The organism is Acinetobacter sp. Q85-2, from assembly GCF_013420555.1.
Classification (GTDB): domain Bacteria; phylum Pseudomonadota; class Gammaproteobacteria; order Pseudomonadales; family Moraxellaceae; genus Acinetobacter; species Acinetobacter indicus.
On sequence record NZ_VOXW01000001.1, the window covers coordinates 97273 to 115717 of the forward strand.

Annotated in this window: 16 protein-coding genes; 5 read left to right on the forward strand and 11 right to left on the reverse strand. The window is 48.0% G+C overall.

Annotated features, from left to right (window positions below; translation table 11 throughout):
• Nucleotides 1–10: 10 nt before the first annotated feature.
• Nucleotides 11–487 (forward strand): peptidoglycan-binding protein LysM, encoded by a 477-nt coding sequence (gene lysM / locus FTT68_RS00515; protein WP_005175989.1) that lies wholly within the window; start codon nucleotides 11–13, stop codon nucleotides 485–487.
• Nucleotides 488–635: 148 nt separating this feature from the next.
• Here the strand turns inward: lysM and FTT68_RS00520 are convergent, their stop codons facing one another.
• The 3 genes from FTT68_RS00520 to FTT68_RS00525 form a co-directional block, all read right to left on the reverse strand.
• Nucleotides 636–1919, reverse strand: a complete 1284-nt coding sequence (locus tag FTT68_RS00520) for a ribonucleotide-diphosphate reductase subunit beta (RefSeq protein WP_005175999.1) — start codon at nucleotides 1917–1919, stop codon at nucleotides 636–638.
• A 141-nt stretch (nucleotides 1920–2060) separates the two neighbouring features.
• The gene (locus FTT68_RS14020) at nucleotides 2061–2192 is read right to left on the reverse strand and encodes a preprotein translocase subunit YajC (RefSeq protein ID WP_075167566.1); all 132 of its coding nucleotides are present in this window, start codon (nucleotides 2190–2192) and stop codon (nucleotides 2061–2063) included.
• A gap of 148 nt (nucleotides 2193–2340) precedes the next feature.
• Complete coding sequence (locus tag FTT68_RS00525) at nucleotides 2341–5172, reverse strand: ribonucleoside-diphosphate reductase subunit alpha (RefSeq protein ID WP_075167565.1); 2832 nt, start codon at nucleotides 5170–5172, stop codon at nucleotides 2341–2343.
• 596 nt (nucleotides 5173–5768) lie between these two features.
• Between FTT68_RS00525 and bfmR the strand changes: the two genes are divergently transcribed.
• Entirely contained in the window at nucleotides 5769–6485 is a 717-nt protein-coding gene (gene bfmR / locus FTT68_RS00530; protein WP_005176018.1) for a response regulator transcription factor BfmR, read from the forward strand.
• Between the two features lie 33 nt (nucleotides 6486–6518).
• A complete protein-coding gene (gene bfmS / locus FTT68_RS00535) occupies nucleotides 6519–8174 on the forward strand; it encodes a sensor histidine kinase BfmS (RefSeq protein ID WP_253586878.1) in 1656 nt (551 codons plus the stop codon).
• 207 nt (nucleotides 8175–8381) lie between these two features.
• On the opposite strand, the gene putP is transcribed toward bfmS, so the two are convergent.
• From putP to FTT68_RS00560, 5 genes are all read right to left on the reverse strand, one after another.
• Nucleotides 8382–9875: a sodium/proline symporter PutP gene (gene putP / locus FTT68_RS00540; protein WP_180083613.1), complete on the reverse strand. Its 1494-nt coding sequence runs from the start codon at nucleotides 9873–9875 to the stop codon at nucleotides 8382–8384.
• Between the two features lie 205 nt (nucleotides 9876–10080).
• A complete protein-coding gene (locus FTT68_RS00545; protein WP_005176027.1) occupies nucleotides 10081–10935 on the reverse strand; it encodes an SPFH domain-containing protein in 855 nt (284 codons plus the stop codon).
• 10 nt (nucleotides 10936–10945) lie between these two features.
• Nucleotides 10946–11425: an NfeD family protein gene (locus tag FTT68_RS00550; RefSeq protein ID WP_005176030.1), complete on the reverse strand. Its 480-nt coding sequence runs from the start codon at nucleotides 11423–11425 to the stop codon at nucleotides 10946–10948.
• A 110-nt stretch (nucleotides 11426–11535) separates the two neighbouring features.
• Nucleotides 11536–12453 (reverse strand): patatin-like phospholipase family protein, encoded by a 918-nt coding sequence (locus tag FTT68_RS00555; protein ID WP_180083616.1) that lies wholly within the window; start codon nucleotides 12451–12453, stop codon nucleotides 11536–11538.
• Between the two features lie 63 nt (nucleotides 12454–12516).
• A complete protein-coding gene (locus tag FTT68_RS00560) occupies nucleotides 12517–13143 on the reverse strand; it encodes a 1-acyl-sn-glycerol-3-phosphate acyltransferase (RefSeq protein WP_180083619.1) in 627 nt (208 codons plus the stop codon).
• A gap of 154 nt (nucleotides 13144–13297) precedes the next feature.
• On the opposite strand from FTT68_RS00560, the gene FTT68_RS00565 reads away from it, so the two are divergent.
• Both FTT68_RS00565 and FTT68_RS00570 read left to right on the forward strand, forming a co-directional pair.
• Entirely contained in the window at nucleotides 13298–14554 is a 1257-nt protein-coding gene (locus FTT68_RS00565) for an MFS transporter (RefSeq protein WP_180083622.1), read from the forward strand.
• Nucleotides 14555–15474: 920 nt separating this feature from the next.
• The gene (locus tag FTT68_RS00570) at nucleotides 15475–16212 is read left to right on the forward strand and encodes a carbonic anhydrase (protein ID WP_104472158.1); all 738 of its coding nucleotides are present in this window, start codon (nucleotides 15475–15477) and stop codon (nucleotides 16210–16212) included.
• Nucleotides 16213–16272: 60 nt separating this feature from the next.
• Here FTT68_RS00570 and FTT68_RS00575 read toward each other — a convergent pair whose 3' ends face one another.
• From FTT68_RS00575 to FTT68_RS00585, 3 genes are read right to left on the reverse strand one after another with little or no spacing between them, the layout of a single operon-like run.
• Nucleotides 16273–16998, reverse strand: a complete 726-nt coding sequence (locus tag FTT68_RS00575) for an amino acid ABC transporter ATP-binding protein (protein ID WP_171249308.1) — start codon at nucleotides 16996–16998, stop codon at nucleotides 16273–16275.
• Between the two features lie 14 nt (nucleotides 16999–17012).
• Nucleotides 17013–17696, reverse strand: a complete 684-nt coding sequence (locus tag FTT68_RS00580) for an ABC transporter permease subunit (protein WP_005176046.1) — start codon at nucleotides 17694–17696, stop codon at nucleotides 17013–17015.
• Nucleotides 17696–18439, reverse strand: a complete 744-nt coding sequence (locus FTT68_RS00585) for an amino acid ABC transporter permease (protein ID WP_005176049.1) — start codon at nucleotides 18437–18439, stop codon at nucleotides 17696–17698. Before FTT68_RS00585 ends, FTT68_RS00580 begins: the two co-directional genes overlap by 1 nt.
• Nucleotides 18440–18445: the final 6 nt, after the last annotated feature.

The window sequence follows — 18445 nt, forward strand, 5'->3', positions numbered from 1 at the left end:
GAGAATAACAATGGGACTTTTTGATTTTGTAAAAGGTATTGGTAAGAAAAATACTGCCCCGGCAGAGCAACAACCGGCTGCACCGGCGGCGCCAGCAGAACCGTCTGCACAGGAAATGGCCAATAAATTATTGGGACATATTAAATCTTTAGGCTTGCCAATTACGGGCCTTTCTGTGAACTATAATGGCAAGACCGATTTAGCCACGATTAAAGGACAGGTACAAAGCCAGGCTGATCGTGAAAAAATTGTACTGGCGGTGGGCAATATTGATCATGTTGCGCAAGTGGATGATCAGATGACTGTGGCAACGCCAGAACCAGAAAGTAAATTCTATACAGTTAAATCAGGCGATACCCTGTCTAAAATCTCAAAAGAATTTTATGGTGATGCCAATCAGTACAATAAAATCTTTGAAGCCAACCGTCCTTTGTTAAAAGATGCGGATGATATTTTTCCAGGGCAGGTGTTACGTATTCCGGCTTAAAGATTCAGAATTTTTATAAAAAGACGCGTATCGCGTCTTTTTTGTATTCAAGAGGGTGCGAATTTATATTTTTTATTCGCAGATGAATTCAGCTTATTTATAGTGCTGAAAAAATTAAACCCTCTTCGGAGGGTTTAATCATAAACTTTTACCAGCTCAACGCGCCGCCCGTCTGATAATCCGTCACACGCGTCTCGAAGAAATTCTTCTCTTTACGCAGATCCATCATCTCAGACATCCAGGCAAACGGGTTGGTCACACCGCTAAACTGCTCAGGTAAGCCCAACTGGCTTAAACGGCGGTTACAGATGAACTTCAGGTATTCTTCCATCATGCCGGCGTTCATGCCCAATACGCCACGTGGCATAGTGTCACGCGCATATTCAATCTCAAGCATGGTGCCTTCAAGAATCATTTGAATCACTTCTTGCTGGAACTCAGCGGTCCACAGGTGCGGGTTCTCGATCTTGATCTGGTTGATCATGTCGATACCGAAGTTCAAGTGCATTGATTCATCACGCAGGATGTACTGGAACTGTTCCGCCACACCATTCATCTTGTTACGACGGCCCATTGACAGGATTTGCGTGAAACCGCAGTAGAAGAAGATGCCTTCAAGTACGCAGTAGAATGCAATCAGGTTACGCAGCAAAATCTGGTCGTTTTCAGGGGTACCGGTTTTGAAAGTCGGGTCGCTTAAAGATTGGGTGTATTTCAGGCCCCAAGCTGCTTTACGTGCGACTGATGGTACTTCACGGTACATGTTGAAGACTTCGCCTTCATCCATGCCTAAAGATTCGATACAGTACTGATAAGCATGCGTGTGAATCGCTTCTTCAAACGATTGACGCAAGATGTACTGACGGCATTCCGGGTTAGTGATGTGACGGTAGATCGCCAGAACCAAGTTATTGGCCACCAGTGAGTCAGCAGTCGAGAAGAAGCCCAGTGAACGCATCACGATGGTACGTTCATCTTCAGTCAAGCCATTTTCAGACTTCCACAACGCAATGTCGTGGTTCATGTTAATTTCTTGTGGCATCCAGTGGTTGGCACAACCATCCAGATATTTTTGCCAAGCCCATTCGTATTTGAACGGCACCAGCTGGTTTAAGTCAGCGCGGCAGTTGATCATACGTTTGTCATCAACCTGTACGCGTCCTGCACCCATTTCCAGCTCTTCCAGGCCAGGCGCCACGTCAAGCTGTTCTAGGGAAGCAGATGCTCTTGCCAGCGAATCGGTTGAATTTGCTGATCCGCTTCGAGGGGTTGCAGCGGGTTGTGCAGCTGCCACATGCGTCTGTGGTTGCTCTGCAGCAGGTACCACTTGCGGATTAGCCGCTTTTTGCGGTTCGACGGGCGTAGGCTGGTGTTCAGGAGCAGCCGGTTTTTGCGAATCATCTTCGAAATCGTCCCAACTTAGGATAGACATATCAATTCTCTCTTCGTTGCTTTATATCTTTTATTGGACATCTCACGACGAAGGGGAGATGTCTTACTATACGCTTAATTTGTGAAAGCAAAATTAAGTTTTGCCGATGCTTGTTCTAAAAATGTACGTAGAACACGATCCTCAAGACTTATTTTGCTTTCGCTTCTGTTTGCGAATGGCCAAAAAGGCATAGACCATCGGCGTGTAAAAGAAAATAAAGGAAAAGACCAGAACCGCGAGTCCTAACATATAGTTATGAGTCATAGGAGGCATGGTCTTTTCCTGTGTTATTTTCAAATACTTTGGAATCCGCCCCAAACCCCTCCTTTAATAAAGAACGGGCTTCCCGCATATCGAATCTGATTTTGGGAAGTCCCCCTTTGGAAAAGGGGGATTTAGGGGGACTTTTATCAAGCGAAGCTTACTGACAAGCCTCACAATCCGGGTTGTCAATTGAACATGCCATTGGCACTGGTGCCGCCTGTTCAAAACCTTCTTCCGCTGCTGGAGCTGCTGCAGGTGCAGTTTCCTGTGCCACTGCTGCAACCGGCGCTGCAACTGTGGTTGGTTTTACCGCATTCAGGGCGCCCGTGTTAATGGTTGATTTCTCAGCAGACGTTGCACCCAAAGCACGTAGGTAATAAGTCGTCTTAAGACCACGTAACCAAGCCATCTTATAGGTGATGTCCAGTTTCTTACCATTTGCACCAGAGATGTAAAGGTTCAGTGACTGTGCCTGATCAATCCATTTCTGACGACGTGACGCAGCATCCACAATCCAGCGTGGCTCAACTTCAAACGCAGTCGCGAAGATCGCTTTCAGCTCTTCAGGAATACGCGAAATCTTTTGTACTGAACCTTCGAAGTGTTTCAGGTCGTTGACCATTACCGCATCCCATAGGCCGCGTTCTTTCAATGCACGTACCAGGTAAGGGTTGATCACAGTGAACTCACCAGACAGGTTCGATTTCACATACAGGTTCTGGAAGGTTGGCTCAATCGATTGAGACACGCCACAGATGTTAGAAATGGTTGCTGTTGGTGCAATGGCCATCACGTTCGAGTTACGCATACCGTCTTTTTGAACTTTGGCACGTAAAGTGTCCCAGTCCAGACGTTGGGTACGATCTACTTCAAACATGCGCTCAGGACGGGTTTTCGCTACCAGCTCTAAAGAGTCGATTGGTAAAATACCCTGATCCCATAATGAACCTTTGAAGGTTTCATAGGTACCACGCTCAACCGCCAGATCACTTGAGGTTTGAATTGCGTAGTAAGAAATCACTTCCATTGATTCATCAGCAAAATCAACTGCTGCATCAGAACCGTAGGCGATGCCCATTTCGTACAGTGCATCTTGGAAGCCCATGATCCCCATACCTACCGGACGGTGACGCAGGTTCGAGTTTTTCGCCTGTGGTACCGCGTAGTAGTTGATGTCGATCACGTTGTCGAGCATACGTACCGCAGTTTTGATGGTACGTGCCAGTTTTTCATGATCCAGCTTGCCACCTTGAACGTGCTGTACCAGGTTAATTGAACCCAGGTTACAGACCGCGATTTCATCTTTGCTGGTGTTCAGGGTGATTTCTGTACACAGGTTAGATGAGTGCACCACGCCCACGTGTTGTTGTGGTGAACGCAGGTTACATACGTCTTTGAATGTAATCCACGGGTGGCCGGTTTCGAACAGCATCGACAGCATTTTGCGCCATAAGTCTTTGGCACGTACTTTCTTGTGCAGCAGGTTCTGTTCTTTCGCTACCGCTTCGTAATGCGTATAGCGCTCAGTGAAGGCCTGTCCAGTCAGATCATGCAGGTCTGGTGTTTCAGATGGCGTGAACAGGGTCCATTCTGCATCTTCAAACACACGTTGCATGAATAAGTCAGGGACCCAGTTCGCTGTGTTCATGTCATGGGTACGACGACGGTCATCACCGGTGTTCTTACGCAGTTCCAGGAATTCTTCGATGTCTAAGTGCCAGGTTTCAAGATAGGCACAGACCGCACCTTTACGCTTACCACCCTGGTTCACCGCAACCGCAGTATCGTTCGCGACTTTCAGGAACGGTACCACACCTTGTGATTTACCGTTGGTCCCTTTGATGTAAGAGTTCAGGGCACGAACTGGAGTCCAGTCATTACCTAAACCGCCTGCCCATTTAGACAGCATTGCGTTATCACGCATTGCGCCATAAATATCGTACAGGTCATCACCAATGGTGGTGAGGTAACAGCTAGATAACTGCGGACGTAGCGTACCTGAGTTAAACAGGGTAGGCGTAGAAGCCATGTAGTCGAAGCTCGACAACAAGTTATAGAACTCAATTGCACGTTCTTCTTTGTTGTCTTCGTTCAGCGCCAGACCCATAGAAACGCGCATGAAGAACAATTGTGGCAATTCGAAACGGATACCATCTTTATGGATGAAGTAACGGTCGAATAACGTCTGTAAACCAAGATACGTAAACTGGTTAGAACGTTCTGGCTGAATGGCAGCGGCCAGTTTTGCCAGATCAAAGTTCAGCAGGTCTTCTGACAGCAGCTCCAGCTCGATACCTTTTTTCAGAAAGGTTTCCAGAGCTTCGCCTTCAGGGGTTTCTACTGGTAGACCCAGGAACTCCAGGCCTGTTGCCACTAAGTCATTACACAGCAGGCGCGCAGTAACGTAAGTATAGTTTGGTTCCTGTTCAATACGGGTACGCGTCGCCATCATCATGGTGGTTGAGATGTCTGACTCTTTTACGCCGTTGTACAGGTTTTTCACGGTTTCATCGACAATGGCCTGAACATCAATGCCTTCAAGACCTTCAGCTGCAGTGGTGACGGTTGCTGTCAATGCACTTAAATCCAGTGGCTTTAACTGGCCCTGGCTGTCAGTGATCTGTAAGGTCGGGTGATGGTTGGCACCCATCTGCTTACGTGCTTCAGAACGTTGTTCGCGATAGATGACATAAGCACGAGCAACTTTCTGTTCGCCTGTACGCATAAGCGCAAGCTCAACCTGGTCCTGAATTTCTTCAATGTGAATGGTGCCGCCTGATGGTAAACGACGCTTAAACGTGTTCAGAACCATTTCAGTCAGTTGTTCGATACGGTCATGAATACGGCTGGAATCGGCGCTTTGCTGACCTTCAACCGCCAGGAAAGCTTTACCAATCGCTACAGAGATTTTTTCTGCATCGAAAGGGGCCACTTCACCGGTGCGTTTAATCACCTGAAGTTGACCGGGTGTGGATGTGATTACGCTCATGTCAGCATAGCTCCATTGTCATCTATTGTTATGTTTATAGACCATTGAACCGGGCAAAAAATAGGCCACAGTGTTTGAGGAATAAACACAAGACTTAGTGGTTTAAAATTGAATTGAACACAAGATACGGGAAATTTTAGGGTAGATCAATATTGACTTTTCTTTAAAATTTTTGGCGTTTTTTGGATAAAATCTTTTGCAAAAAAATCCCCGATTTGTCCATTCGGCTATAAGCCTTACCGGACACGGGCATAGCATAACAAAGCCGGCATAATCTGCTTATAGATAAACTTGTGGATAACTAAAAATCTCTTTGAACAGTCAGTCACATTCTGATCAATGGCCAAAAGCTGAAAAAAAATTGTACATTTTAAAAAAGATTTATGTTGTTGAATTCATGGAATTCAGTTAAAAAGAGAAAAGTATAAGGAATTCAATAATTAATAAAAATATAACAAAAAGCTACTTTGATGTATCAGTTTAGTGAATAGCATCTTGTTTACAATGTAAACGTGTGTATATTGCAGAATATATTTCGACGTATCTCCCGGATTTTAAAAGGATAGAATACGTTTAATCAAATAAAGGGGCAGTTCATGAGCCAAGAAGAAAAGTTACCAAAAATTTTAATTGTTGAAGATGATGAGCGTCTGGCACGTTTAACCCAGGAATACCTGATCCGTAACGGACTGGAAGTGGGTGTTGAGCCAGATGGGAACCGTGCCATCCGCCGTATTATCGCGGAGCAGCCAGATTTAGTGGTGCTGGATGTAATGCTGCCGGGTGCAGACGGTTTGACCATTTGCCGCGAGGTTCGTCCACATTATCATCAACCGATTCTGATGCTCACTGCACGTACCGAAGATATGGACCAGGTTCTGGGTCTGGAAATGGGTGCAGATGACTATGTCGCCAAGCCGGTTCAGCCACGTGTTCTGCTGGCGCGTATTCGTGCCTTGCTGCGCCGTACTGACAAAGCCCCTGAAGATGAAGTGGCACAGCGTATCGAATTTGATGACCTGGTCATCGACAATGGTGGCCGCTCGGTAACCTTGAATGGTGAACTGGTCGATTTCACCAGCGCAGAATATGACCTGCTCTGGTTACTGGCTTCGAATGCTGGCCGTATCCTGTCGCGTGAAGATATTTTCGAGCGCCTGCGCGGGATTGAATATGACGGTCAGGACCGTTCAATTGACGTACGTATTTCGCGCATCCGTCCAAAAATTGGCGATGACCCGGAAAATCCAAAGCGTATTAAAACTGTACGCAGCAAAGGATACTTATTCGTCAAAGAAACGAATGGTATATAATCGTCGCGCGTATCTGAGATAGGACGGTTTTTCGTGTTCAAACACAGCATATTCTTGCGGATTTATGCAGGATTGGTGATTCTGGTGGCATTGGTGGCCGTGTTTGGCTATCTGCTGGTTCAGATCATTAACTATCAGCGCGCGCAAGAATATCGTGAATCCCTGACCGATGGTATGGCTTATATCATTAGTGAAGGGGTGGCGCGACAACCCAATGAGCAGCAAAAGCAGGACTGGATTTCAGATGCCTCGGATTTGCTGGAACTGCCCATCTATTATATTGCTGCCGATAAGGTCGAGCTGTCACGGGCCGAACTGAAACGGATTAAAGAGCGCAAGGCTGCGGTACGTTACGATGCAGAAACGACCACAGCCTATATTATTATGGGCCTGAAAAATGACCCGGAACATTATCTGTATATCAAGGCCGATGAAATTACCGAACGGCAAATGAAGGCATTGCCGATCTTTATTCTGGATTATCTGGTCTATTTCCCGGGACAGGAAAAAGAGTATCTGGCCCGTATCCAGGATCAGTTTTCTTATCCTATCGACATTCAGAACATTGCTGATTTACCGCTCGACTCCGAGCAAATTGGCCGTTTAAGGCTGGACCACAGCATTATCCTGTATCGGGATAATGCCAGCGTACGTGGCACCACCATCTCCATTATTTCACCAATGCCGAATTCACCATCCGAGGTGCTGGTACTTGGTCCGGTCCCGCTGTTTAACTGGATGCCATTCCAGCTGGCGGCCGGGATTACCTTGCTGAGTCTGTTTATTCTGAGTCTGGGCATTTATGGCCTGATTCTGCCGATGCAGCGCAAAATCCGTGAAGTAAATTTCGCCCTGAACCGTATGAAAACCGGCGATTTAAACCTGCGTTTACCCATTGATGGTTCAGATGAAATGGCCAGTCTGGCCTCCAGCTATAACAGCATGTCCGATCATATCCAGCGTCTGATTGAAGCCCAGCGCGAGCTGATGCGCGCGGTATCGCATGAACTGCGTACCCCGGTGGCGCGGATTCGTTTTGGGATGGAAATGCTGGCCGAAGAAGATGATTATGAATACCGGATTCAGCAGCTGGACATGATTGATAAAGACATTGAAGCGCTGAATACCCTGATTGACGAGATCATGACCTATGCCAAACTGGAGCAGGGCATGCCATCGTTAGAAATTGAAAAAGTGGTGCTGTTTGATGTATTGGATCAGGTGGTCAATGAAACTAATGCGCTGAAAACCGGTAAGGACATCCAGCTGCAAACCATGTCGACCAGTCTGGAAATTGATGCCGAGCGCCGTTATTTACACCGCGTGGTGCAGAACTTGGTCGGGAATGCGGTGCGTTATTGTGACCACAAGGTACTGGTCAGCGGTGGCGTGACTGCACAAGGCGTGGCTTATGTCTGTGTGGAAGATGATGGGCCGGGCATTCCAGAAGAAGACCGGAGCCGCGTATTTGAAGCCTTTGCCCGTTTAGATGATAGCCGTACCCGTGCCTCTGGTGGTTATGGTTTAGGCCTGTCGATTGTCAGCCGGATTGCCTACTGGTTTGGCGGCAAGATTGAGGTGGATCAGAGCACCACTTTGGGCGGTGCACGTTTTATTATGTCCTGGCCGGCGCAGCGCTTTAGCAAGTCGCGTAAAAAGCAGGGCAATAAAGAAGGGCTGGAATCTTAAACGCTGCTTCAAAGATTCAGCTAAAGAACAGCAGCAAGGGGCGTTTGCTGTTCTTTGGTGGGATGGTTGGGGCAGAGGTTATCAGCCATTGTCACCATCCAAAATGGTCCGCGTACTCTCTTACTGTCCAGTCTTTGAATTGATCAATTAAGTTGCTAAAAAAATAGCCAGTGATGTCACTGGCTATTTTGTTTTTGCATGGAGCAATTATTGAGTCTGTTGTTTGTACAAGCGGTCTGCTTCATCAAAACGCTCAGTAATGCTGCTGCTTGGCGCTTTGCCCAGCAAGCTCACCACAATAATGGCAATGAACGAGCAGACAAAGCCCGGAATAATTTCATAGATACCGGTATCGCCCCAGACATTTTTCCAGAGAATCACCATCAACGCACCCACGATCATGCCGGCGAGTGCGCCATTTAAAGTCATGCGTTTCCAGAATAAAGACAAAATAATCAGTGGACCAAAGGCGGCACCAAAACCAGCCCATGCATAAGCCACCAGGCCCAGCACTTTCGACTCAGGATTACCGGCCATCCATATTGCCAGTAGGGCAATCAGTAATACCATTAAACGGCCAACCCAGACCAGCTCTTTTTGTGAGGCAGATTTTCGCAGGAATGATTTATAAAAGTCTTCAGTCAGAGTACTTGAACACACCAGCAGCTGACAGCTTAGGGTACTCATCACCGCAGCCAGAATTGCCGCCAGTATAATACCAGCCACCCACGGGTTAAACAGGATTTTGGTCAGCTCCATAAACACGGTTTCAGGGTTGGCATTCACCACCCCGGCCAGTTCCGGATGTTGCTGGAAGTAGGCAATACCAAAGAAACCGGCCGCCACCGCACCACCTAAACACAGGATCATCCAGGTCATGCCAATACGGCGTGCATTTGGAATTGACTTCACCGAATCTGCCGCCATGAAGCGCACCAGAATGTGGGGCTGACCGAAATAACCCAGGCCCCAGGCCAGTAACGAGATAATCGCAACAATACTTAAATCACCGACCAGATTCATGGCTTGCGGACGCGCAGCTTCCAGTGCCAGCGTCACTTGAGATAAATCAGAAAAGGTCAGCAGGGTGACAATAGGCGTCAGGATTAAGGCAAAGATCATCAGGCCAGCCTGAATGGTGTCTGTCCAGGACACCGCCAAGAAGCCGCCAATAAAAACATAGCTGATGGTGGCAATGGCACTGATCCATAAGGCCGTGCTATACGACATTTCAAACATACTTTCGAACAAGCGCGCACCGGCCACCATGCCAGAGGCACAGTAAATCGCAAAGAAAATCAGAATCACAAAGGCGGATACAATACGCAGCACTTTTTTCTGGTCATTAAAACGATTGGAGAAATAATCCGGTAAGGTCAGGGCATTGTGCTGCACTTCGGTATGTACCCGTAAGCGGCCCGCAACCAGTAACCAGTTCAGCCAGGCACCAATAATCAGGCCAATGGCAATCCACACCTCAGATAAACCGGACAGATAAATTGCTCCCGGTAAACCCATCAATAACCAGCCACTCATATCCGATGCGCCAGCAGACAGGGCCGTGACAAAGCTGCCTAAACGGCGGCCACCCAGAATATAGTCTGAAAAGTTGGTGGTTGCGCGATAGGCCATCAGACCAATCGCGATCATGGCGACAATATAAAACAGAAAGGTGATTAAGGTCGGATTTAGGGAGCTCATACGGTATCCATATAGTATGTTGGACAGTAAAGGACTTATGGCCTCAATGCGTTCCATGCAAATTCTTGATGGATACTCACAAGTCCTGAAAGATTCAAAAAATGAAGGCGAAATTTAACCATAATTTTGCATGAAATACTGATTTTTCTTTCAGGCAATAAAAATAGACAGCATCCAGGCTGTCTATTTTTGGCTAAAAAGGTGCTTAGTTTTGTCGGCCCATGACCCCACGAATGGTATTCAGAATATCGGCCGGTAATACCACCGTCTTGGCATTTGGCGACTTCGACATATCCTGCATGGCTTTCACATATTGTTCACCAAGCAGATAGGCCACCGGAATTTCTTTATCGCCGACTGCTGTCGTGACCATTTCAATAGCACGTTGCGAAGCTTCGGCCAGCACCACTTGTGCTTCGGCATCACGGCGTGAAGCTTCAAGACGGCCTTCGGCTTCCAGAATGGCTGCCTGTTTTTCACCATCGGCTTTGGTTACGGTGGCACGACGCTGACGTTCTGCTGCCGCCTGTTCTTCCATTGCTGACTGCATTGTATTCGATGGTTTAATATCTTGAATTTCAACGGTTTTAAGGGTAATACCCCAGTCCGCAATATCATCTGAAATCGAGGCTTTTAAACGTGCCTTAATATGGTCACGTGAGGACAGCGCATCATCCAGATCCATTTCACCGACAATAGAACGCAACGAGGTTTGTACCAGGTTCTGAATGGCCCAAGAATAGTTTTCAATCCCGTACACCGCTTTTTCTGGCGTGGTCAGGTTAATGTAGGCCACCGCGTTCATCAGCAGGACGGCGTTATCGCGGCTGATGACTTCCTGAGACGGAATGTCCAGCACAATGTCTTTGGTGGTGACTTTATAGGCCACTTCATCGACATAGGGAATTACGAAGTTCAGACCCGGACTTAGGGTGGTGTGGTATTTACCCAAACGTTGCACAATCCATTTATAGCCTTGTGGAACAATACGCACCCCTTTAAAAATGGTGATGGCCACAAAGGCCAGCAGGGCTAAAACAATAATGGAGCCAGCATTCATTTTATATTACTCACTGTTTTTCGTTGTCATTCTGCAGGCTGTGCAACTGCACAACCAGATCATTACCAAGAATATCGACCACACGCACACGATCACCGACCTGCACCGGACTTAGAGTGCGGCAGTTCCATTCATCAGAACCGAGCACCGGCATCGGAAAACGGACTTTCACTTCGTCATGCTCCAGATTGGTCTGGATGACCATACCAATCTGGCCGATGGTGGCTTCACGTGACAAGCCGGCTTTGGTTTTATCAATCGACAGCGGTTTAATAAATTTAAACCAGAGCAGGGTACACAGCACTGATAAAATGATCCACATCACCAGCTGCGTGGTGGTGCCCATCATCGGGAACAGCAGATATAAAACGCCCACCATCAGCGCGCCCACGCCAAACCAGAGCGCAGCAAAAGCCGGCAGCAGCAGCTCGGAAAGAATCAGCAAAATGCCTAAAACAAACCAGTGCCAAGGTTCAAGAACAAATTCCATACATCGACTCGTCGCGAATGATTGTAAAAAGAATCATTGATATAGATCAATCTGTATGCTGTTCAATGTAGCAGATGAGAACCGACTTGGATATGAAAAAATCCCCGATGTTAAAATTTGGCTTTGGGTGGTGGCGCCAAAGCGGCTGGAGATTTTTTAAAGTCGCTGATGGCTTTTTCAATGGCGCGGATTTTCAGCTGGGCAGCTTTTTCACCTTCTAAAATGGTCTGGTTGCTGGCTTTTAAATCCAGTGTGCCAATATGACCAACTTTAGGCTGAATCACCACATTGGCCTGGCGTAGCTCTTCATGAATACTCTGCTGGCCCATAATATTGATGGTCTGATCGAGCAGGCCCCACATATTCATAGGCGTATTGCCGGTCGGACGCGCGGAAATATCCACCGCAATGACCAGATCGGCGCCCATATCTTTGGCGGTTTTGACCGGAATCGGGCTGACCAGACCACCATCGACATATTTGGTGCCGCCAATAGTCGCCGGCACAAACACATTCGGAATACTGCAGGAGGCACGTACCGCCTGACCGGCATTGCCTTTAATAAAGTCGGCTTTACGGCCATTGTCCAGACGGGTGGCGACCGCAGCAAAGCGGATCGGGAACTGCTGGATGGCTTTGTTACCGACCTGCTGATTGACATAGTCCTGCAGTTTCTGGCCCAGCACAAAGCCCTGACGGTTCAGGGTTAAATCGCGAATATCAGATTCTTTAAAGTTCAGGGCCAGTTGCTGTAACTGATACGGTGATTTACCACTGGCATAAAGGCTGCCGACAAAACTGCCGGCACTGGTACCGGTTACAATTTTCGGTTTAATGCCGTGTGATTCTAAAACTTTCAGTACGCCAATATGGGCAAAACCTTTGGCACCACCACCCCCTAAGGCAATGGCCACCACTGGTTCACGCACCTGAATGGGTGTCGGAGTCACCGGTGTTTGTACCGCCCGATCACAGCCGGAAAGTGCCAGCAATAACAGGCCGGCTGTCGAAAATTGCAGTAATTTCATGATTCGATAGGAGATTAATTCAACAAAATATGCGCACATCTCAGCAAAAAAATACGGTTTTGGCTAGTCTTTGGGCCAGCGTTTTTGTAACGGCTTGGCCAGCCAGTGCGGATTTTTGGCAGAAAACTTGCCTTCATAATGCTGATAAATCGCGTCTAAATCCTGTTCATAATGCCCGGTCGGATGAAACACACCAAGAATATGAATGGTCTTATGCTCATAATCAAAAGAGAACATCACAATCGGAATTTGTGCGCCATAGGCAATATGATAAAAACCGCTGCGAATCTGCTCGGCCTGTTTGCGCGTGCCTTCCGGCGCCATCCCGACCCAGATCTGTTCACGTTGCCGGATAATTTCAATAATCTGCTGGGTATGGCCCTGCGGCGCATGGCGAATTACCGGCACCACCCCAATCCACTCCAGCAGTGGTTTTAACGGTGTATTAAACAGGGTATGTTTGCCAAAAATGGTGACTTTTAGCCCCAGTCCGAGCAAAGCAGCGAAGCCATGCCAGGCATCAATATTGGAGGTATGCGGGGATATAATTGCCACCGCTTTGGGAAGGTTGGGAAATTCGCCTTTCAGCTGCCAGCCTTGGGCCAAAAAGAGCGATTTAAAAAAGCCTCGACTCAGGGCGCTGCCGCGGCCAGGTACTTGATCAGGTAAAACAGGAAATTGCTTGGTCATTGTTTTTATGTATTATCCTACTGAAACTCAGCCAAGTTTTACAAAATATTGCGACTTTATTCAATGGGGAAGCAGAGCAAAAATACGCTTTTGTTTGAGCAGTTTTGCCTGGAGCCATCCGCTTGGCCTGAAATAAAAAGGAATGTCCGCTGCTATGCCGAATCTTTATCTGTTGCTGTTTTCCCTGTATTGGGCGCAAGGTCTGCCGGTGGGCTTTATGACCCATGCCTTGCCGGTGATCTTACGGGCGCAAGGGGTATCGCTGGCGCATATTGGCGGTTTTGGCCTGTTAATGTTGCCCTGGTCGATTAAAATTTTCTGGGCGCCGTGGGTGGATCGCTTTGGCCGCAGCGTTCAGGGCCATTACCGTTCCTGGATTATTCCGACTCAGTTGCTGAGTGTCGTGGTGTTAATCGGGCTGTCATTTATCCCGATTCAGGCCCTGAATGAACCGCTGTATTTGTTTGGCTTTTTTGTCGGGCTGTTGCTGATGAATCTGGTTGGGGCCACGCAGGATATCGCCACCGATGGACTGGCGGTGAATATTTTAACTGGCCAGCAGCAGCACTGGGGCAATACCTTTCAGGTGATTGGTTCACGGCTGGGCTTTATTGTTGGTGGGGGCGCCATGCTCTGGGCTTTGGACTGGCTGCACTGGCAGGCCACGTTTCTGATGCTGGCACTGCTGGTATTTTTAAATACCTTGCCAATTTTACTGTATCGAGAACCGCAACATGCAGCTAAAACAGCGCAGAAGACCACGCCTTTTTCCTGGCAGGTCGTGCGCCAGTATCTGGGTTATTTTCGCCAGAGCCGCAGCTTGGCACTGTGGTTATGGGTGCTGCTCAGTTTTAAAATTGCCGATGGTCTGTCTGGCCCATTACTCAAACCGTTAATGGTCGATTTGGGCCTGAGCTTTTCCCAGATTGGTATTTATGTGACCATGCTGGGGGCGTTTGCCGCGTTACTGGGTGCAGGTGTGGCAGGCTTATTGCTCAGGGTGATGTCACGTGCTCGGGCTTTAGTGCTGTTTTCAGTGTTGAAAGTTCTGGCTTTAGCCGCCTATAGCTGGCTGGCCTATCAGTATGAACAGCAGCAGGCGGTAGCACTGTGGCTGATTTATCTGATTAATGCGCTGGAAGATGGTATTTCGGCGATGCTGCTGGTGGTGATGCTCACTTTGGTGATGCACTATAGCCGCAAACAGCTGGCCGGTACCGATTTTACTTTTCAGGTGGCGCTGATGGCTACCGTCAGTGGTGGGCTGTATAGCCTCAGCGGCATACTGGGCGATCAGCTTGGTTATGCACGCTATTTAATGATGATTAGCGGGATTGCGCTGCTGTGTCTGCTTCCGATTCTGGTCTGGGCCAGAAGCCTGCCCAAAGATGAGGCAGTTCAGCACAAATAAACCCTTAAAAAAGAAAAAAAGCGATCCTGGAGGGAATCGCTGGAGTCGTAACTGGTTTATTAAAAATAATGGCCTTCCACCTTGACCCACAGCCGTTTGCTGAATGAATAGTGGCTGTGCTGATGTTATACAGTGAGGAGGGCACTTTCTTGGAATTGACCCTGAATATGGGCAGGGAGTGGTGTACGATCCCGATGACAAGCAGTGTAGTGGCTGTTTATGACATATTTAAGACAGATGCAGGCGCTGACGTGCAGACTGTCGAATTCCTGTTCAATCAACTCATAGATCTATGCTCCTGATCAGAAAGACTGACTTTTGAATAAGCAAGATACTCATCAGCTGGTTTGATTGAGTCACTTCGTTCTATAAGGAATCCTGTGATCAACTCGCCAATGACAAGTGGCGTTGGCCAAATCACAGCATCAATCATGCTTCATGCTGGTGCAGCTAAAATTCAAGGCCAATCCATCCCGGTAGAAAACTTAACATACCTAGTAAGACCGCGAAAATTCCATGCTAAAGCTGAGCTAAAAAATCAGATAGTGCCAGAAAAATTACTGATCTATTTCTTCAATACCTCATGTTGTTGCCGGTTGATTTAAGCAAAGCGTCATCAGTTTTATAAGTCGCTGATCCAGCAGCCAGAAAACTGTTAGTACCGGACTTATAAAAAAGCATCACCATCGAACTGGAAACCAAGGTGGGTTTGGGCGGCAACGTCGTGATTGATCAGTACAACTTGATAAGTCGATGCACCGGACAAGTCATTATCAGGCCATCAGGCTGAATTATAACGCTCAAAAACCGCTCCAATCAGATACAAAAGCAATAAACAGTTGGAAGATTTGGTTTTGTCCTGCCGGCGCAGGTTACGGATGATCAAGGCTCTTTTGATGATGTGTTTTCAAGGTTGAAGAATGAAACGGAGTATTTTTGCAGCGACTGCACTTTTGAGTATGAATATGGCTTTTGCTGCCGAGGGCAGTCATTTTGACTGGAGCTATGCGGCACAGACTGCGCCGGATAAATGGAGCCAGTTAAAACCGGAATATCAGGCCTGCGCTGGCATGAATCAGGCGCCCATTAATATTGCCCAGACCACACCGGCACAGTTGCCGCCGTTAAAACTGAACTATGCGGCCAAGGCCAAAACCATTGTGAATAACCAGCGCACGGTTCAGGTCAATTTTGAGCAGGGTAGCCATTTAGAACTGGACCAGAAAATCTTTGAACTCAAGCAGTTCCATTTGCATAGTCCAAGTGAAAACACCATTCAGGGGCAAAGTTTTGCGATGGAGATGCATCTGGTACATGCTACACCTGCCGGTGAGCTGGCGGTGCTGGCAATTATGTTTCAGGAAGGTCAGGAAAATCCGAAGCTGAAACAGCTGTGGCAGGAGTTACCGCAGCAACCCGGTGAGGCCATTATTTTAAACCATCAGGATGTAGCCGCGGCATTTTTACCGGAGCAACGGGATTATTATCGTTTTAACGGCTCTTTAACCACGCCGCCATGTACCGAAGGCGTGCGCTGGATTGTCTTCAAACAGATTCAGCAGGCCTCGAGACAGCAGATTCAGGCTTTTTCACAGCTGATGGAACATCCGAATAACCGGCCGGTACAGCCGACCAATGCACGTCTGGTACTGGAATAATCGAATATGAAAAAAAGCAGATCGTTTGATCTGCTTCTTAATTTAGGGTGTTCGTATGGATTAATGCAGGATTTTATCCAGGAACTGCTGGGCACGTTCACCGCGCTGGGTATTAAAGAATTCATCTTTGGTGCAGTCTTCGACAATCTTGCCCTGATCCATAAAAATCACCCGGTTGGCGACCTGGCGGGCAAAGCCCATTTCATGAGTCACACACATCATGGTCATGCCTTCACGCGCCAGCTCGACCATCACGTCCAGTACTTCGGTAATCATTTCCGGGTCCAGCGCCGAGGTTGGTTCATCAAACAGCATGGCAATCGGGTCCATACTTAAGGCCCGGGCAATGGCAACCCGCTGCTGCTGCCCACCAGAGAGTTGCGCCGGAAACTTGTTGGCCTGTGAACTTAAACCAACCCGATCCAGATAGGCCAGCCCTTTCTGTTTGGCTTCAGTTTCCGAGCGGCCCAGTACTTTGATCTGGGCAATGGTCAGGTTTTCGGTAATGCTTAAATGCGGAAACAGCTCGAAATGCTGGAACACCATGCCAACACGGCTACGCAGTTTGTTCAGATTGGTTTTCGGATCGCTAATCGAAATCCCATCAACCAGAATCTGGCCTTTTTGAAACGGTTCCAGACCATTTACGGTTTTAATCAAGGTCGATTTTCCCGAACCCGATGGTCCACACACCACCACCACTTCTCCCTGACGAATCTGGGTGCTGCAATCGGTCAGGACCTGAAAATCCTTATACCATTTGCTGACATTCTGGAGGTCAATCATAATCTTGGGTTCGGTCATACCGTCAGCCTCCTTTGTAGTTTTTTCACTGCATAGGTGGCGATTAAACTCACGCTAAAATACACCAGCCCGGCAAATAGAATATATTGGGTCAGCAGCGCCATTAAATCGCCGCGGACATAATTGGTACGGAAGAAATCCAGCAGGCCAATGGCATAAACCATGGTGGAGTCCTGAAACAGGATGATGGTCTGCTGTAACAGCAGCGGGGTCATTTTGCGAAAGGCCTGCGGTAAGATAATCAGCCGCATCGACTGGCCATAAGTCATGCCCAGCGCATAGGCAGCCGCAGTCTGGCCTTTGGGAATGGACTGAATCCCGGCACGGACAATTTCGGAAAAGTAAGCTGCTTCAAACAGCATAAAGGCCACGATACTCGACACCAGCGCGGTATCAATGGTCAGGTAATTCCCGGTGAGGGCGGTATAGAAAAACGGTACCGCAAAATAGAACCACATTAGCACTAGCAGCAGGGGAATCGAGCGGAACAGATTGACATAGCCTTGTGCAAACAGATTCAGTACGCGAATAGAAGACAGGCGCATTAACGCCAGCAGGGTGCCAATTAGAATACCGCCAATGGTCGCCATGACCAGCACTTTTAAGGTAATGGTAAAACCATGCCAGAGCGCCGGCCCGGACAGTTGTAAATCATTTAAAAATGCAGTGAGCCATTCCATTATTTTTCTCCTGCAATCAGGCCGGGAACACGTAAACGTTTTTCCAGCAGGTTCATGCCCTGAATCAGGCAAATATTAATCACAATAAAAATAACGGTGACAATGGTATAAATTTCAATGGTGTTTTGCGTGTACTCACTGATGGTTTTCATTTGCGAGATAATTTCAGCCACCCCGACCAGAGAGGCGACCGAGGTGTTTTTAACGCAGTTGGTCAGCTCCGAGCTTAACGGCGGCAAAATGGTGCGAAATGACTGCGGCAAAATTACATAGCGATATAACTGCGCGGTACTAAAACCCATGGCATAGCCGGCATTGATCTGTCCACGTGGCAGGGCTTCAATACCGGTGCGCACCTGTTCACAGACCCGTGCCGCGGTAAACAGTCCCAGCCCGATACTGGCTGAAATCAGCGCTGAAGTATGCGCGCCTAAATCATTCATCCACCAGCTTTTGATGGGCGCTGGCAGGAAATTGGGCACCACATAGAACCAGATAAACAGCTGGATCAGCAGCGGTACATTACGAAAAATGGTGACATAGGCGGTGCCAATCGTGCGGGCGGTTTTGCTGGGCAGGGTTCGCATAATCCCCAAAATGCTGCCCAGTAGCATGGCAATACTCCAGGCCACAATGGCAATCACCAGCAGCCAGCCCAGACCGGCGAGAATCCAGTGCAGATAGGTACTGTCGCCAATGCCGGTCGACTGAAACAGGACACCCCAGTTCCAACTATAATTCATACGTCC

What these genes read in the sequence shown, in the direction of transcription:
- FTT68_RS00580 (WP_005176046.1), bottom strand. Translation starts at nt 17,696, where the DNA reads ATGGAATGGCTCACTGCATTTTTAAATGATTTACAACTGTCCGGGCCG.
- FTT68_RS00575 (WP_171249308.1), bottom strand. Translation starts at nt 16,998, where the DNA reads ATGATTGACCTCCAGAATGTCAGCAAATGGTATAAGGATTTTCAGGTC.
- FTT68_RS00565 (WP_180083622.1), top strand. Translation starts at nt 13,298, where the DNA reads ATGCCGAATCTTTATCTGTTGCTGTTTTCCCTGTATTGGGCGCAAGGT.
- lysM (WP_005175989.1), top strand. Translation starts at nt 11, where the DNA reads ATGGGACTTTTTGATTTTGTAAAAGGTATTGGTAAGAAAAATACTGCC.
- FTT68_RS00525 (WP_075167565.1), bottom strand. Translation starts at nt 5,172, where the DNA reads ATGAGCGTAATCACATCCACACCCGGTCAACTTCAGGTGATTAAACGC.
- FTT68_RS00585 (WP_005176049.1), bottom strand. Translation starts at nt 18,439, where the DNA reads ATGAATTATAGTTGGAACTGGGGTGTCCTGTTTCAGTCGACCGGCATT.
- FTT68_RS00550 (WP_005176030.1), bottom strand. Translation starts at nt 11,425, where the DNA reads ATGGAATTTGTTCTTGAACCTTGGCACTGGTTTGTTTTAGGCATTTTG.
- putP (WP_180083613.1), bottom strand. Translation starts at nt 9,875, where the DNA reads ATGAGCTCCCTAAATCCGACCTTAATCACCTTTCTGTTTTATATTGTC.
- FTT68_RS00555 (WP_180083616.1), bottom strand. Translation starts at nt 12,453, where the DNA reads ATGAAATTACTGCAATTTTCGACAGCCGGCCTGTTATTGCTGGCACTT.
- FTT68_RS14020 (WP_075167566.1), bottom strand. Translation starts at nt 2,192, where the DNA reads ATGCCTCCTATGACTCATAACTATATGTTAGGACTCGCGGTTCTGGTC.
- FTT68_RS00520 (WP_005175999.1), bottom strand. Translation starts at nt 1,919, where the DNA reads ATGTCTATCCTAAGTTGGGACGATTTCGAAGATGATTCGCAAAAACCG.
- FTT68_RS00560 (WP_180083619.1), bottom strand. Translation starts at nt 13,143, where the DNA reads ATGACCAAGCAATTTCCTGTTTTACCTGATCAAGTACCTGGCCGCGGC.
- FTT68_RS00570 (WP_104472158.1), top strand. Translation starts at nt 15,475, where the DNA reads ATGAAACGGAGTATTTTTGCAGCGACTGCACTTTTGAGTATGAATATG.
- FTT68_RS00545 (WP_005176027.1), bottom strand. Translation starts at nt 10,935, where the DNA reads ATGAATGCTGGCTCCATTATTGTTTTAGCCCTGCTGGCCTTTGTGGCC.
- bfmR (WP_005176018.1), top strand. Translation starts at nt 5,769, where the DNA reads ATGAGCCAAGAAGAAAAGTTACCAAAAATTTTAATTGTTGAAGATGAT.